The sequence below is a fragment of the Pseudomonas sp. R32 genome, from assembly GCF_009866705.1.
Taxonomy (GTDB): domain Bacteria; phylum Pseudomonadota; class Gammaproteobacteria; order Pseudomonadales; family Pseudomonadaceae; genus Aquipseudomonas; species Aquipseudomonas donghuensis.
The window spans coordinates 1,782,709-1,799,719 of record NZ_CP019396.1; the positions used below are offsets into that span (position 1 = coordinate 1,782,709).

5 protein-coding genes are annotated in these 17,011 nt (G+C 65.9%); 1 reads left to right on the top strand and 4 read right to left on the bottom strand.

Features of this window, described 5'->3' with window-relative positions:
* Positions 1-112 precede the first annotated feature (112 nt).
* Positions 113-13,075 (top strand): non-ribosomal peptide synthetase, encoded by a 12,963-nt coding sequence (locus tag PspR32_RS08205; protein ID WP_159388301.1) that lies wholly within the window; start codon positions 113-115, stop codon positions 13,073-13,075.
* Positions 13,076-13,079: 4 nt separating this feature from the next.
* On the opposite strand, the gene PspR32_RS08210 is transcribed toward PspR32_RS08205, so the two are convergent.
* The 4 genes from PspR32_RS08210 to dsbD all read right to left on the bottom strand — a co-directional run bounded on the left by PspR32_RS08210 (position 13,080) and on the right by dsbD (position 16,934).
* On the bottom strand, positions 13,080-13,559 hold the full coding sequence (locus tag PspR32_RS08210) for a YkgB family protein (RefSeq protein ID WP_036994392.1): 480 nt from the start codon (positions 13,557-13,559) through the stop codon (positions 13,080-13,082).
* Between the two features lie 65 nt (positions 13,560-13,624).
* Positions 13,625-14,389 (bottom strand): thiol:disulfide interchange protein DsbG, encoded by a 765-nt coding sequence (dsbG, locus tag PspR32_RS08215; RefSeq protein WP_010225966.1) that lies wholly within the window; start codon positions 14,387-14,389, stop codon positions 13,625-13,627.
* Positions 14,374-15,231 (bottom strand): TlpA family protein disulfide reductase, encoded by an 858-nt coding sequence (locus PspR32_RS08220; RefSeq protein ID WP_026001474.1) that lies wholly within the window; start codon positions 15,229-15,231, stop codon positions 14,374-14,376. Before PspR32_RS08220 ends, dsbG begins: the two co-directional genes overlap by 16 nt.
* Positions 15,231-16,934, bottom strand: a complete 1,704-nt coding sequence (gene dsbD / locus PspR32_RS08225; RefSeq protein ID WP_036994393.1) for a protein-disulfide reductase DsbD — start codon at positions 16,932-16,934, stop codon at positions 15,231-15,233. The genes PspR32_RS08220 and dsbD overlap by 1 nt, the downstream gene beginning before the upstream one ends.
* Positions 16,935-17,011 lie beyond the last annotated feature (77 nt).

The following is a 17,011-nucleotide window of genomic DNA, read 5'->3' on the forward strand; positions in this document are numbered from 1 at the left end:
CGTTCCTCTGTGTACATCCTCGGCTCTGGCAAGGCGCACTTCGCTGCCTGGAAGCCCGCCCGGCGCGCCAACCGAGACCTGATTTCATGTACAGACTCTGGCAGGAACCCCCATGACGGACGCCTTCGAACTCCCGGTTACGCTGGTCCAGGCACTGGCTCAACGTGCAGCGCTCAGCCCGGATCGGGTTGCCTTGCGCTTTCTGGCCGAAGACCCGCGCGATGAAGCCGTGCTTTCCTATCGCGACCTTGACCTGCGAGCGCGGACCATCGCCGCTGCCTTGCAGGCGCGCACTGCAGTGGGGGATCGGGCGATCCTGTTGTTTCCCAGTGGCCCGGACTACGTCGCAGCGTTCTTCGGCTGCTTGTATGCCGGTGTGATTGCTGTGCCGGCCTACCCGCCGGAGTCTTCACGACGCCACCATCAGGAGCGCCTGTTGTCGATCATCGACGATGCCGAGCCACGCCTGTTGCTGACCATCAGCGCCTTGCAGGACAGCCTGCAGGCCCTCGACGTGCTGGCCGACCCCGCGGCGCCGCAATTGCTGGCGGTCGATAGCCTGGCAGCGGAGCTGGCTGGCGGTTGGCAGGCGCCGACCTTGCAGGCCGATGACATTGCCTTCCTGCAGTACACCTCCGGCTCTACTGCCTTGCCCAAGGGCGTGCAAGTCAGCCACGGCAACCTGGTGGCCAACGAAGTGTTGATTCGCCATGGCTTTGGTATCGATGCAAACCCGGACGACGTGATTGTCAGCTGGCTGCCGCTGTACCACGACATGGGCCTGATCGGCGGTCTGCTGCAACCGATCTTCAGCGGCGTGCCTTGTGTGTTGATGGCCCCGGCGTATTTTCTGGCGCGGCCGCAGCGCTGGCTGCAGGCGATCAGCGATCACGGTGGCACCATCAGCGGTGGGCCGGATTTCGCCTATCGGCTGTGCAGCGAACGGGTCAGTGCCGCGGCAATGGCCAGCCTCGACCTGAGCAAATGGCGGGTGGCCTATTCCGGCTCCGAGCCGATCCGCCAGGACAGCCTGCAGGCCTTTGCCGACAAGTTCGCGCCCTGCGGATTCGTCGCGGAACACTTTTTCGCCAGTTACGGGCTGGCCGAGGCCACCCTGTTTGTCAGCGGCAGCACCCGTGGCCAGGGGATTGGCGCGCTTGAGCTGGATACCCAGGCCTTGGCATGCAACCGGGCAGCGCCAGGCAACGGCTCGCTGCAGATGAGCTGCGGGCGCAGCCAGCCCGAGCATGCGCTGCAGGTTGTCGAGCCGCACAGCCTGGCCGTGCTGGCCGATAACCAGGTGGGCGAGATCTGGGCCAGCGGTCCGAGCATTGCCAAAGGCTACTGGCGCAACCCTGAGGCCACCGCCGCCACCTTCGTCGAACAGAGCGGGCGTACCTGGCTGCGCACCGGCGACCTGGGCTTTTTGCGCGACGGCGAGCTGTTCGTTACCGGTCGCCTCAAGGACCTGCTGATCGTGCGCGGGCACAACCTCTACCCGCAAGATCTGGAAAAGACCCTGGAGCGCGAGGTCGAGGTCCTGCGCAAAGGGCGTGTGGCGGTATTCGCGGTCGATGACAATGGCGAGGAGGGTATTGGCGTCGCCGTCGAGATCAGCCGCAACGTGCAGAAGATCATGACCCCGGCGAGCCTGATCAAGACCCTGCGTCAGGTGATCGCCGATGCCTGCCAGCAAGCCCCGGCGGTGGTGCTGCTGCTCAACCCGGGCGCATTGCCGAAGACGTCCAGCGGCAAGCTGCAGCGTTCGGCCTGCCGTTTGCGCATGGACGACGGCAGCCTCGATTGCTATGCGCGCTTCCCCGATCAGCAGGCGGCGGCCGTGGCCGAGCAAGATGCGTCGGCGACCGGCATGCAGGCCCGGATCGGCCGTCTGTGGTGTGAGCAGTTGGGCGTGGAGCAGATTGCCGCGGACGATCACTTCTTCCTGCTCGGCGGCAACTCGATTGCCGCCACCCAGGTCTGTGCGCGCCTGGGTGATGAACTGGGGCTTGAGTTGGGCGTACGGGTGCTGTTCGAGGCGCCGACCCTGGCCGACTTCAGCGCCGCGGTGACGGCGTTGCAGAACGATGGCGGTGTCGCCCGGGGTGCCATCAGCCGCCTCGGCCGCGAGCAGGCCCTGCCGCAGTCGCTGGCGCAAAACCGCCTGTGGCTGACCTGGCAGCTTGAGCCGCACAGCGCAGCATACAACATACCCGGTGCCCTGCGCCTGCGTGGCGAACTGGACGAAGTGGCGTTGCAGGCCAGCTTCCAGGCCCTGGTCGAGCGTCACGAGTCCCTGCGCACGGTGTTCGCCGAGGAGGATGGCCAGGCACTGCAACGCATCCTGCCGAGCCTGGCGTTTAGCGTGCAGCGCCTGGATCTGTCTGGCGCCAGTGACCAGGAAGTGCTGGCGCAGCGCGAAGCCGAAGCCATGCAACCCTTCGATCTGCACCAGGGCCCGCTGCTGCGCGTGACCCTGGTGCGGCTGGACTGCGACGACCATCAGCTGTGGGTGACGTTGCACCACATCATCGCCGACGGCTGGTCGATGAACATTCTCATCGACGAGTTCTCGCGCCTGTACGCGGCTCATTGCCAGGGCCAGGAGGCCAAGCTGGCGGCTTTGCACCTGGACTATGCCGACTACGGCAGCTGGCAGCGCCAATGGCTGGCCCAGGGCGAAAGCGCCCGGCAACTGGCGTACTGGAAGGATCGGCTCGGTGAGCAGCAGGCGGTGCTCGATCTTGCCACCGACTACTCACGTTCAAACCGCCAAAGCAATGCCGCCGCGCGCTTGAGCGTGCGCCTGCAGCCGAGCCTGGCCGAAGCCTTGCGCAGCCTCGCGCGCGCTCATGACGCCACGCTGTTCATGGTCTTGCTTGCCGGTTTCCAGAGCCTGTTGCACCGTTACAGCGGGCAAACCGACATCCGTGTCGGGGTGCCCAACGCCAATCGGCCGCGCCTGGAAACCCAGGGCCTGGTGGGCTTTTTCATCAATACCCAGGTGCTGCGCGCACAGCTTGATGGACGCTTGCCGTTCAAGCAGTTGCTGGCCCAGGTGCGCCACACCACCTTGGAGGCCCAGGCCCACCAGGACCTGCCGTTCGAACAACTGCTCGAGGCCTTCCCCGAAGCGCGCGAGCAGGGCCTGTTCCAGGTCATGTTCAACCATCAGCAGCGCGACCTCAGCGCCTTGCGCCGCCTCCCGGGGGTGCTCGCCGAAGAACTGCCCTGGCACAGCCGCGAGGCCAAGTTCGACCTGCAACTGCACAGTGAAGAGGACCATCAGGGCAGGCTGACGCTGTCGTTCGACTACGCCGTGGAACTGTTCGAAGCGGCGACCGTGCAGCGCCTGATCGAACAGTTGACCGGCTTGCTGGAACAGGTCTGCGCGCAACCTGACGTCACCCTTGGCGCGCTGCAATTGCTCGATGCCGAGGGCCGCGCGCGGTTGCTCGAGTGGGGCCAGGCCCCGGCACCGCAGGCGCAGCATTGGCTGGTCGAGCAGCTCAACGAACAGGCACGCAAGACCCCGGAGCGTACCGCCCTGGTGTGGCAGGGCGGCTGTCTCGACTACGCCAGCCTGCACCAGCAAGCCAACCGTCTGGCCCATTACCTGCGTGACAAGGGCGTCGGCCCGGATGTGTGCGTGGCCATTGCCGCCGAGCGTTCGCCGCAACTGCTGATTGGCTTGTTGGCCATTCTCAAGGCCGGGGGGGCCTATGTGCCGCTGGATGTCGATTATCCAGCCGAGCGTCTGGCCTACATGCTCGCCGACAGTGGCGCGAGCCTGCTGCTCAGTCACAGCGACGTGCTCGAGCGCCTGAGCCTGCCGGCCGAGGTCAGCGCCATTGCCATGGACCGCCTCAAGCTCGACAGCTGGCCAAGCCAGCCGCCGGGCCTGCACCTGCACGGTGACAATCTTGCCTATGTGATCTACACCTCCGGCTCCACCGGCCAACCCAAAGGCGTTGGCAACACCCATGCGGCACTGGCCGAGCGCCTGCAGTGGATGCAGGAGCGCTATGCATTGAATGACCGCGACGTGCTGATGCAAAAGGCGCCGATCAGCTTCGACGTGTCGGTGTGGGAATGCTTCTGGCCGCTGGCCAACGGTTGCCAGCTGGTGCTCGCCGGCCCTGGCGAGCACCGCGACCCGCAACGCATCGCCGAGCTGGTGCGCGAGCATGGCGTGACCACCTTGCATTTCGTTCCGGCCTTGCTCCAGGTGTTTGTCCAGGAACCGCTGGCCGCACAGTGCAGCAGCCTGCGCCGGTTGTTCTCTGGCGGTGAGGCACTGTCGGCAAACCTGCGCGAGCGGGTGCAGCAGGTATTGCCGCAGGTGGCCCTGCACAACCGCTACGGCCCGACCGAAACCGCCATCAACGTCACTCACTGGCAATGCAGCGCTGCCGACGGCACGCGCTCGCCGATCGGTCGGCCGTTGGCCAATGTGCTGTGCCGGGTGCTCGATGCCGAGCTGGAACCGACGCCGCCTGGCGTACCGGGTGAGCTGTACCTCGGCGGTGCCGGCCTGGCCCGGGGTTACCTGGGGCGTGCGGGGCTTACCGCTGAACGGTTCGTGCCGCAGCCCGATGGCGACGGCCAGCGCCTGTACCGCAGTGGCGACCGGGCGCGCTGGCTGGCTGACCTGGGGGCGCTGGAGTACCTTGGCCGCCTCGATCAGCAGGTCAAGCTGCGTGGCTTCCGGGTCGAGCCCGAAGAAGTCGAGGCTTGCCTATTGAAGCAGGCCGGCGTCGAGCAGGCGCTGGTGATGATTCGCGACAGCGCCGCCGGCCCGCAGCTGGTTGGCTACTACAGCGGTATCGACGCGAGCGCGCAGTTGCTGGCAGCCCTGGCCGAGCAACTGCCCGCCTACATGGTGCCAGCGCAACTGGTTCACCTGGTGCAGATGCCGCTGGGCCCGAGCGGCAAGATCGAGCGCAAGGCCTTGCCCGAGCCGCAATGGCAATCGCGTGAACACATCGAACCGGGTACCGCCCTGCAGCAACAGATTGCCGCGATCTGGCGCGAGGTGCTGGGTATCCAGCGGGTCGGCTTGCAGGACGATTTCTTTGCCCTGGGCGGCCACTCGCTGCTGGCCACCCAGATCATTTCCCGTACCCGCCAGGCCTGCAACGTCGAGTTGCCGCTGCGCACCTTGTTCGAGGCCAGCGAGTTGGGCGCCTTTGCCGCGGCAGTGGAGGCAATCCAGCGCAGCGGTGCGCACAACCTGCAAGGCGAGATCCAGCGCATCGACCGTCGCCAGGCGGTGCCGCTGTCCTACTCCCAGCAGCGCATGTGGTTCCTCTGGCAAATGGAGCCGGACAGCCCGGCCTATAACGTCGGCGGCATGGCGCGCCTGAGCGGGGTGCTGGATGTCAGCCGTTTCGAGCAGGCGCTGCAAGCGCTGATCGTGCGCCACGAAACCCTGCGCACGACCTTCCCGAGCATCGACGGCGTGCCGTATCAGTGCGTGGCCGAGGACAGCAACCTGCAGATGAGCTGGCTGGATTTCTCCAGTGCCACAGCGAAGGTTCGCGATCAACGCCTGCAGGCGTTCGCCGACGAGCAGGCGCACCAGCCCTTCGACCTGGAGCGCGGGCCACTGCTGCGCGCCTGCCTGGTCAAGGCTGGCGAGCGAGAGCACTACTTTGTGCTGACCCTGCACCACATCGTTACCGAAGGCTGGGCCATGGATATTTTCGCCCGCGAGCTGGGCGAGCTTTACGAGGCCTTTGTCGACGAGCGCGAATCGCCGCTGCCACCGTTGCCGGTGCAGTACCTGGACTACAGCGTGTGGCAGCGCCAGTGGCTGGAAAACGGCGAGCGCCAGCGTCAGCTGGATTACTGGCAAGCCCAGCTGGGCGATGAGCATCCGGTGCTCGAACTGCCTGCCGATCGTCCGCGCCCGGCGCTGCAGAGCCATCGCGGTGAGCTCTATCGCTTCGACCTGAGCCCGGAGCTGGCCGCGCGGGTACGCGCCTTCAATGCCGAGCACGGCCTGACCCTGTTCATGACCATGACCGCCACGCTGGCGGTGTTGCTGTACCGCTACAGTGGCCAGACCGACCTGCGTATCGGTGCACCGGTAGCCAATCGTATTCGTCCGGAAAGCGAGGGCCTGATCGGCGCCTTCCTCAATACCCAGGTGCTGCGTTGCCAGCTCGACGGGCAAATGCGCGTCGCTGAGTTGATCGAGCAGGTGCGCCAGACCGTGATCGATGGCCAGTCCCATCAGGACCTGCCGTTCGATCAACTGGTCGAGGCCCTGCAACCGCCTCGCAGCAGTGCCTACAACCCGCTGTTCCAGGTGATGTGCAACGTCCAGCGCTGGGAATTCCAGCAAAGCCGCGAGTTGGCCGGGATGCAGGTCGAGTACCTGGTCAACGACGCCCGCGCGACCAAGTTCGACCTCAACCTGGAAGTCACCGACCTCGACCGCCGCCTGGGTTGCTGCCTGACCTACAGCCGCGACCTGTTCGACGCGCCGCGCATCGCGAAAATGGCCGCCCATTGGCAGAACCTGCTGGTGGCACTGCTGGGTGATCCCGAGCAACGCCTGGGCGAGTTGCCGTTGCTGGCGGCGGTCGAGCAAAGGGCCTTGTGCGATTCGCTCAAGGGCGACAGCGCCCTGGCGCTGGGGCAGAACATTCACCAGCTGTTCAGTGAACAAGCAGCACGTCAGCCGGATGCCCTGGCCCTGACCTTCGCCGGTGAGCACCTGAGCTACGCTGAGCTCGACGCCCGCGCCAACCAGTTGGCCCGCGTGCTGCGTGAGCGCGGCGTCGGCCCGCAGGTGCGCGTCGGCCTGGCGCTGGAGCGCTCGCTGGAGATGGTGGTTGGCCTGCTGGCGATCCTCAAGGCCGGGGGCGCTTATGTGCCACTGGACCCGGAGTACCCGCTGGAACGCCTGCATTACATGATCGAGGACAGCGGCATTGCGTTGCTGCTGGGCCAGCGTGCACTGTTCGAGGCCCTCGGGGCGTTGCCCGCCGAGGTCGGCCGCTGGTGCCTGGAAGAGGACCGCGATGCGCTTGCCGCCTACAGTCGCGAAGCCTTGCCAGCGCTGACCTTGCCGGGTCATCAGGCCTACCTGATCTACACCTCTGGCTCCACCGGCAAGCCCAAGGGCGTGGTGGTCAGCCATGGTGAAATCGCCATGCACTGCCAGGCGGTGATCGAGCGTTTTGGCATGCGCAGCGACGACTGCGAGCTGCATTTTTATTCGATCAACTTCGACGCTGCCACCGAGCGCTTGCTGGTGCCGTTGCTCTGTGGTGCACGGGTAGTTTTGCGTGGGCAAGGGCAGTGGGGGGCGCAAGAGATTTGCAGCTTGATCCGCGAGCAGCAGGTGTCGATCTTAGGCTTTACGCCCAGCTATGGCAGCCAGCTCGCCCAGTGGCTGGCCAGCCGCAATGAAAGCCTGCCGGTGCGCCTGGTGATTACCGGTGGCGAGGCCTTGACCGGCGAGCACCTGCAGCGAATTCGCCAGGCGTTCACGCCGCAGCAGTTCTACAACGCCTATGGCCCGACCGAAACCGTGGTCATGCCCCTGGCGTGCCTGGCTCCCGAGCAACTTGAAGCCGGCGCCGGCAGTGTGCCGATCGGCCGCGTGGTCGGTGCCCGCACGGCGTACATCCTCGATGCCGACCTGGCCCTGTTGCCGCAAGGTGGCATTGGCGAGCTGTACGTCGGTGGCGCCGGCCTGGCCCAGGGTTACCACGAACGCCCGGGTTTGAGCGCCGAGCGTTTTGTCGCTGACCCGTTCAGCGACAACGGCGGGCGCCTGTACCGTACCGGCGACCTGGTGCGCCAACGTGCCGACGGTTTGGTCGAGTATGTCGGGCGTATCGACCATCAGGTGAAGATTCGTGGCTTCCGTATCGAACTGGGCGAGATCGAAACCCGCCTGCTCGAACACCCGGCGGTGCGCGAGGCGGTGGTGCTGGCCCTGGACATGCCTGGCGGCAAGCAACTGGCCGCTTATCTAGTGTGCGACCAGGCCCAGGCCGATGCCGCCGGGCAGGCCGAGCTGCGCGACGGACTCAAGGCGCAGTTGCGCCTGCACCTGCCGGACTATATGGTGCCGACCCACCTGGTGCTGCTGGCGCAAATGCCGTTGACCGGCAACGGCAAGCTTGACCGCCGCGCGTTGCCGGCGCCGGACCTGGAGCAGGGCCGTCAGCACTATGAAGCGCCGCGCAGCGAGCTGGAACAGCAGTTGGCGGCGATCTGGCGTGAAGTGCTGAATGTCCAGCAGGTCGGTCTGCAGGACAACTTCTTCGAACTGGGTGGCGACTCGATCCTGTCGATCCAGGTGGTCAGCCGTGGGCGTCAGGCCGGGCTGCACTTCACCCCGCGCGACCTGTTCCAGCATCAGACCGTCCAGACTTTGGCCACGGTGGTCAGTCGCAGTGAAACCACCCAGGTCGATCAGGGCCCGCTGAGCGGACGTGCGGCGTTGACGCCGATCCAGCACTGGTTCTTCGACAGCGATGTGCCGCAACCCCAGCACTGGAACCAGGCGGTCCTGCTGGCGCCGGTCGAACGCTTGCATGGCAAGAACCTGGAGCAGGCGTTGCAGCAGTTGCTGCAGCAGCATGATGCCTTGCGCTTGCGCTTCACCCAGGCCGATGGGCAATGGCAGAGCGAATACGCCCAGGCCGACCACCGCGAGTTGCTCTGGCAAGCGTCGGTGACCGATCTGGCTGACTGCCAGGCCCTGTACAGCGATGTGCAGCGCAGCCTCGATCTGGCGCAGGGGCCGCTGCTGCGCGCCTTACTGGTTGAGGACGGCGAGGGGCGCCAGCGCCTGTTGCTGGCGATCCACCACCTGGTGGTCGACGGCGTTTCCTGGCGCGTATTGCTGGAAGACTTGCAGGCGCTGTACCGCGGTCAGTTGCTGGCGGCCAAGACCCGCGCCATGAGCGACTGGGCCGCGCGGCTGGTGGCCTATGCTGGCAGTGATTCGTTGCGTGACGAGCAAACCTGGTGGCAGGCACAGTTGAGTACCGCCAGCCGCGAACTGCCCTGTGATCATCCGCAAGGGGCCAATCTGCACCAGCAGGCGCAAACCCTCAGCGTGCGCCTGGACGCGACCCGCACCCGGCAACTGCTGCAGGAGGCACCCGGTGCCTATCACACCCAGGTCAACGACCTGCTGCTGACCGCCCTGGCCCGCGTGCTGTGCCGTTGGAGCGGCGACAGTTCGGTGCTGGTGCAACTGGAAGGCCACGGCCGCGAGAACCTGTTCGAGGACATGGACCTGACCCGCAGCGTCGGCTGGTTCACCAGTGCCTATCCGCTGAGCCTGAACCCGTTGAACGTCGAAGGGGCTGCGGGGCAAGGCGTTTCGATCAAGGCCATCAAGGAGCAACTGCGCACTGTGCCGCACAAGGGTGTGGGCTACGGGGTGCTGCGCTACCTGGCCGACACCCCGGTGCGCGAAGCCATGGCCGCGCTGCCGCAGGCGCGTATCACCTTCAACTACCTGGGCCAGTTCGACCAGCAGTTCCAGGCCGGCGCGCTGTACCAGCCGGTGGATGAAAGTACCGGGCTGGCCCACGACCTGGAGTCGCCGCTGCCTAATTGGCTGAGCGTTGATGGCCAGGTCTATGGCGGTGAGCTGCAACTGCGCTGGACCTTCAGCCGCGAGCGTTACGACCTGCAGACCATCGAAACCCTGGTCGAGGCCTACCGCCTGGAACTGATCGGCCTGATCGAGCATTGCCTGAGCCCGGGCGCCGGCAGCTTCACACCCTCGGACTTCCCCCTGGCGCAGTTGAGCCAGGAGCAGATCGATGCCTTGCCGGTCGCCGCTGCGCAGATCGAGGATGTCTACCCGCTGACGCCGATGCAGGAGGGGCTACTGCTGCATACCCTGCTGGAACCGGGCACCGGCATCTACTACATGCAGGACCGCTACCGGATCAACAGCGCCCTCGACCCGCAGCGTTTCGCCGCAGCCTGGCAAGCGGTGGTCGGCCGTCACGAGGCCTTGCGCGCTTCGTTCTGCTGGAATGCGGGCGAGGCCATGCTGCAGATCATTCACAAGCCGGGGGCGACGCCGGTCGACTATCAGGACTGGTCCGCTATTCCCGAAGCTGAACAGGAAGCGCGCCTGCAAGCGTTGCACAAGCAGGAGCGCGAAGCCGGTTTCGACTTGCTCCGGCAGGCGCCGTTCCACCTGCGCCTGGTGCGAGTGGGCGCGGACCGCTACTGGTTCATGATGAGCAACCACCACATCCTCATCGATGCCTGGTGCCGTTCGCTGCTGATGAACGACTTCTTCGAGATCTACCTGGCCATGGGCGAGGGCCGTCAGGCGCAGTTGCCGGTGCCGCCGCGCTACCGCGACTACATCGGCTGGTTGCAGCATCAGGACCTGGACGAGGCGCGCCAGTGGTGGCGCAACAACCTCGAAGGCTTCGAGCGCAGCACCGCGGTGCCCAGCGACCGGCCATTGCTGCGTGACCACGCGGTGGAGAATGCCGGCATGGTCGTCGGCGATTGCTACACCCGCCTCGATGCCGTCGATGGTGCCCGCCTGCGCGAGTTGGCCCAGGCTCATCAGCTGACCATCAACACCTTTGCACAAGCCGCGTGGGCGCTGGTGCTGAGCCGTTACAGCGGTGAGCGCGACGTGGTCTTCGGCGTTACCGTGGCCGGCCGGCCGGTGAGCATGCCGCAGATGCAGCGCACGGTCGGGCTGTTCATCAACAGCATCGCCCTGCGGGTGAAACTGCCCGCAGCGGGTGAGCGCTGCAGCGTGCGCCAGTGGCTGCAAGGCCTGCTGGAACGCAACATGGAGCTGCGCGAGTACGAGTACCTGCCGTTGGTGAGCATCCAGGAGTGCAGCGAGCTGCCCAAGGGCCAGCCGCTGTTCGACAGCCTGTTCGTATTCGAGAATGCGCCGGTGGAGGTTGCCGTACTTGATCGAGCGCAGAGCCTTAACGCCAGCTCCGATTCCGGGCGCACCCACACCAACTTCCCGTTGACCGCCGTCTGTTATCCAGGCGACGACCTGGGGCTGCACCTGTCGTTCGACCAGCGTTACTTCGATACTGCCACGGTCGAGCGCTTGCTGGCCGAGTTCAAGCGCTTGCTGCTGGCCCTGGCCGAGGGCTTCCAGGGCGATGTCAGCGAACTGCCGTTGCTCGGTGAAGCCGAGCGGCGTTTCCTGCTCGATGACTGCAACCGCAGCGAGCAGGCCTACAGTCTGGAGCAGAGCTACGCCGAATTGTTCGAGGCGCGGGTGGCGGCGCATCCACAGCGTATTGCCGCGCGTTGCCTGGAGCAGACGCTGAGCTATGCCGAGCTCAACCGCCAGGCCAACCGCCTGGGCCATGCCCTGGTGGGCGCCGGTGTGGCGGTCGATCAGCCAGTGGCGTTGCTGGCCGAACGCGACTTGCCATTGCTCGGCATGATCGTCGGCTGCTTCAAGGCCGGCGCCGGTTACCTGCCGCTGGACCCTGGCCTGCCCGGTGCGCGCCTGCAACGGATCGTTGAACTGAGCCGCACACCGGTGCTGGTGTGCAGTGAAGCCTGTGCCGAGCAGGGGCGTGCCTTGCTCGACGAGTTGAGCTGTGCCGGGCGGCCGAAACTGCTGATCTGGGAGCAGATCCAGGCAACTGCCGGGCCGGATGGCAACCCGGGCATCTACAGCGGGCCGGACAACCTCGCCTATGTTATCTACACCTCCGGCTCCACCGGGCTGCCCAAAGGGGTGATGGTCGAGCAGCGCGGCATGCTCAATAACCAGTTGAGCAAGGTGCCGTACCTGCAACTGGACGAGCAGGACGTGATTGCCCAGACCGCCTCGCAGAGCTTCGATATTTCGGTCTGGCAGTTCCTCGCCGCACCGCTGTTTGGTGCCCAGGTGGCGATTGTGCCGAATGCCATTGCCCACGACCCGCAGGGCTTGCTGGTGCATGTGCAGGCTACCGGCATCAGCGTGCTGGAGAGCGTGCCGTCGCTGATCCAGGGCATGCTTGCCAACGACCACCAACAGCTCGATGGCTTGCGCTGGATGCTCCCGACCGGTGAGGCGATGCCGCCGGAACTGGCGTCGCAGTGGCTGCAGCGTTATCCGCACATTGGCCTGGTCAATGCCTATGGCCCGGCCGAGTGCTCGGATGACGTGGCGTTCTTCCGCGTCGATGCCGCCTCGACCCGGGGCAGCTACCTGCCGATCGGCACGCCGACCGACAACAACCGCCTGTACCTGCTTGGCGACGATCAGGCGCTGGTGCCGTTAGGGGCGGTGGGCGAGCTGTGCGTTGCCGGTACCGGCGTCGGCCGTGGCTATGTCGGTGACCCGGTGCGCACCGCGCAAGCCTTTATCCCGCATCCGTTCGGTGCGCCTGGTGAACGTTTGTATCGCACTGGCGACCTGGCGCGTCGGCGTACCGACGGTGTGCTCGAGTACGTCGGGCGCATCGACCATCAGGTGAAGATTCGCGGCTACCGCATCGAACTGGGCGAGATCGAAGCACGCCTGCATGAGCAGAGCGCGATTCGTGATGCGGCGGTCGGGGTACAGGACGGGGTCAACGGCAAGCACCTGGTTGGCTACCTGGTGGCCAGCAACGCAGGCGCCGATACCTCCGTGCAGCTGGAACAGGTCAAGCAGCGTCTGCGTGCCGAGCTGCCGGAGTACATGGTGCCGCTACACTGGGCCTGGCTCCAGCAACTGCCGCTCAATACCAACGGCAAGCTCGACCGCAAGGCCTTGCCGGCCATCGACATCGGCGCCCAGCACCGTCAGGCCTACCTGGCACCGCGCAGCGAACTGGAAGCGACCCTGGCCGGTATCTGGGCCGAGGTGCTCAAGGCTGAGCGGGTCGGGGTACGCGACAACTTCTTCGAGTTGGGCGGGCATTCATTGCTGGCCACCCAGATCGCTTCGCGGGTGCAGAAGGTGCTGCAACTGAACGTGCCGCTGCGGGCCATGTTCGAGTGCAGTACCGTCGAGGAACTGGCGACCTATGTCGAGGGCCTGAAGGCCAGTGAGCTGAGCGACGACAAGGTCGACCGCCTCAGTGACCTGATGGCCGAGCTGGAAGCGCTGTAGGGCTTCAGGCCGGGGCGGGGCGGGTACGCAGCAGGTCGTGCTTGAGCAAGGCGACCGATGCGGCAAGCAATACGGCGTCCTTGATCAGGAAGGACGTCGCCCCACCCATGGCCGGAAAGCCCCCGGCGCTGTTCTCCCAGCCGCCCGGGGTAGTGATGATCAGGGTCAGGGTGGTGGTGTAGGTGAGCACTGAACCCAGTGCTCCGATCACTGCCACCCGCGGTTGCCAGATACCGGCCAGCAACGCCGCGCCAGTCGCCCATTCTGCTACGCCCAGTGCATAGCTGGCGCCTTGGATGCCAAAGGCCAGGTGCAGCCAGGACAACAGCGGGCTGTTATCGATCAGCGGGATCAGCGCCTGGGCTTCGTAGTCGAACCACTTGGTATAGCCAAAGCCGAAGAAGATCAGGATCAGGCTCCAGCGCAGCAGCTGGATGTCGAGGGAGGAGTGGAGGAAACGGTCAAGGCAGGCAGGGCGGGTCATGTGGTTGGATGAGGCAGGTATTCTCCAGACGCCGTGACCGCCCTGTTGTTACATCCGCCGGCTGTTCAACGTTTGCCGAGGATCTTGCCGAGCAGCTCCGGTCGCGGTGCGCCCTGTTGGGTTTGCAGCTGTTGCTGGTCGTCCAGGTAGAAAATGGCCGGCGTTGCTGACAGACCGAGCTCTTCCATCACCGCCAGGTTGGCGTCGAGCTTGCTTTGTACGGCTTCGGGAATCTTCTCCAGGGCCTTGAGGGTGCTAGCCTTGCCGGCCTGCTCATGTTGCGCCAGGGCCTTGGCCGGGTCATGGCTGGCCAGCAATGTGGCGGATTTACCCGGGCTGTCTTCGCGAATGATGCCGACCATGATATGGCGCAATTGCACCTTGCCGGACTCGACCCAGGGCCGCGCCTGCTGCCAGAACATATTGCAGTACGGGCAGTTGGGGTCGCTGAACAGGTAGACGATACGCGGTGCATCGGCCTTGCCGTCGGCGATCCAGGCGGTTTTTTCCATCTTCGCCCAGACCTCTTTGGCCATCGGCGCATACACCAGTTTTTCCAGCGGCGCCTGGCTCAGGTCCTGGCCCTGCTCGTCGAACAGGCTACCCACCAGCACGTGCTTGCCATCGGCGGTCAGGTACAGCGCCAAGCCGCGGTTCTGGTACTCGGCGGCATAGCCGCGCAGGCCGTTGGGGGCATCGAAGCTGCCTTTGATTTTCGCGCCTTTGGCTTCCAGCTGCTGGACGGCCTTGGGCAAGTCTTCGGCCAGCACCAGTGGGCTGGTTATCAGGCCCAGGGCCAGCGTGAGGGGCAGTTTTAGCAGAGATCGCATGCGACGTTCCTTGTGGGGGATGGGGCGGCAGGCGCGGGCGCGCGCTCGAAAGATTGCAGGGCGTGGCTGAGGCTGGCACGCGACAGTTCGCCCAGGTGGCTGCCGACCAGGCGGCCCTCGGCGTTGTAGAACAAGGTCGTGGGCAGGGCCATGGAGCCGACTTTCTGTGCCAGTTGGCCACCACTGTCGAACAATACGTGGGAAAGGTTCAGGCCCGTGGTCGCGAGGAAGGTGACCACGGTTTGTGGCGCCTCGCCCTGGTTGACGAACAGGAAGGTGATGTCCGGGTAGTCGCCCTGGGCCTGTTGCAACACCGGCATCTCGCGCCGGCACGGCGGGCACCAGGTGGCCCAGAGGTTGATCACCAGCGGCTTGCCGCGGTACTCGGCCAATTGTACGGCCTGGCCGTTGGCCTTGCGCAGGCTCATGTCGGGCAGTTGTGTGCCCTGGTCATAGAGATGGCTGGCCAGGCTGCCGAGCAGCCAGAACAGGCCGCCACTGAGCAGTCCCCAGCCCAGCGGCCGGCGCAGGGCCGGCCGGCGATAAGCCAGGCAGAACGCTCCGATGGCGACCGCGAGCAGGCCTGGCCAGAGCAGGAAGCCGCCGTCGCGCAGGTCGATGATCTGCAGCAGGTCCCCTTGGTACATTGACCAGTAGCGGATGACAAAACCCACGCGAGCACTGAACAGGCCCAGCAAGAACAGGCCGAACAGCACTGATTCCGGGTTGTCGCCACCGCGCTTGGCGACGCGCCAGCCGACCAGGCTGGCCAGGGCCAGGGCACAGATCAGCAGCAGGTGGTTCAGGGCCATGGTCAGCGGCCCGAGCGCGACAGTCAGCATCATCCTTGGCTCCGGGTGGCGGCCCAGTGTTGGAGAAAGTTCGCCGCATCGATTTCACCGGTGATGCGTCGGGCCCGGCGTTCGCTGCCCTCCGGGCCGATCCAGATCAGGCTGGGCGGGCCCGGGACCTGGTAGCGCAGCAGCAACTCGCGGCTGGACGCTGCATCAGCGGTTACATCCAGACGCAGCAGGCGCACGCCGCTCAGTGCCGCCAGCACGTCGGCACGGGCGAAGACCTGTTTTTCCATGACCTTGCACGACACGCACCAGTCAGCATAGTAGTCGAGCATCACCCACTGGCCCTGGGCCTTGGCCGCCTCCAACTCACGCTGCAGGTCGGCTGGCTGGCTCACGGTGGTGAAGGCATCGCGGTGCTCGGCGAGGGTTGCCGGGCCGTTGCCGGCGGTAAACGGCTGCAGCGGTTGCCACGGGTCATTGCCACCGGCGGCAGCGCCAACGATCAACAGGCTGCCCCAGAACCCCAGCAGCAGCGACGCTGCGCGCAGCGCTCGCAGTGCCTGCAACGCCGGCCACGCGGCCCAAGCCAGGGCGATCAGCCAGGCGCCGGCAAGGCCGAGCCACAGCGACGGCTCTAGCACCGCGCGCAAGGTATACAGCGCCATGGCCAGGAAGACGAAGCCGAACAGGCCCTTGACCCGGTTCATCCAGGCGCCCGGGCGTGGCAGGTAGCGGTTGCCCAGGGTCACCAGCAACAGCAGCGGCAAGCCCATGCCCACGCCCAGGGTGAACAGCACCAGGCCGCCATGCACGGCGTTGCCGCTCTGGGCGATGTACAGCAGGGCGCCGGCCAGTGGTGCGGTCATGCACGGGCCCATCAGCAGGCCCGACAAGGCCCCGAGCAAGGCGGCGCCATACAGGTTGCCGCCACGGGTGCCGTGCCCGGCCCGCTCCAGGCGGTCACGAATCCACACCGGCAGCTGCAGCTCGAAGGCGCCGAACATCGGCAGGGCCAGCAGCACGAACAAACCGGCCAGGGTGCCCAGCAGCCAGGGTTGCTGCAGCCAGGCCTGAAAGCTGGCCCCCAGCAGCGCGGCAACCACGCCCAGGGCGGCATACACCAGGGCCATGCTCAGCACATAGACACTGGCCAGCAACCAGCCGCGGCGGGCACTGGCACCGCTGCCCAGGACCAGCCCGGCGAGAATCGGCAGCATCGGCAGGGAGCACGGGGTGAAGGCCAGCAGCAGGCCCAGGCCGAGGAAGGCCAGCAGGCTCCAGGCCAGAGTGGACTGCTGCAGGCCACCGGCCAGGGCCTGGTCGCTGGCTTGCGTGTCGACGGTCGTGCCGCCCAGGCTGACCAGGCTGGTTTGTGGCGGGTAGCACAGGCCGGCATCGGCGCAGCCCTGCCAGCCCATGCGCAGTTCACCGCTGGCGCTGGCGGGCAGGATCAGTTCCAGCTCGCCACGGTATACCTGGGTTTCACCAAAATACTCGTCGCTGTGGGGCAGGGCGGCGGGCAATTCGGGCTGCTGCTCCGGCGCCAGGCCGTCGAATTTCAGGCGTTTCTGGTACAGGTAGTAGCCGTCGGTGATCTGCCAGTGCAGGCGCATCTGCCCGGTCTCCAGGCGTTCGCTGCTGAACACGAAGGCCTTGTTGACCGGCAGGAAGTCGCTCTGGGCAAACGGGTTGGCCTGGCTCAGGCCGCTTAGCAGGAACATCAGGGCAAACAGAAAAACGCGCATGTCGACGCCTTGGCAATGCGATGAAGGGCCAAGCTTGGCCCAGCCCGATTAACCGAAAGTTAACCCGGCGCCTGACG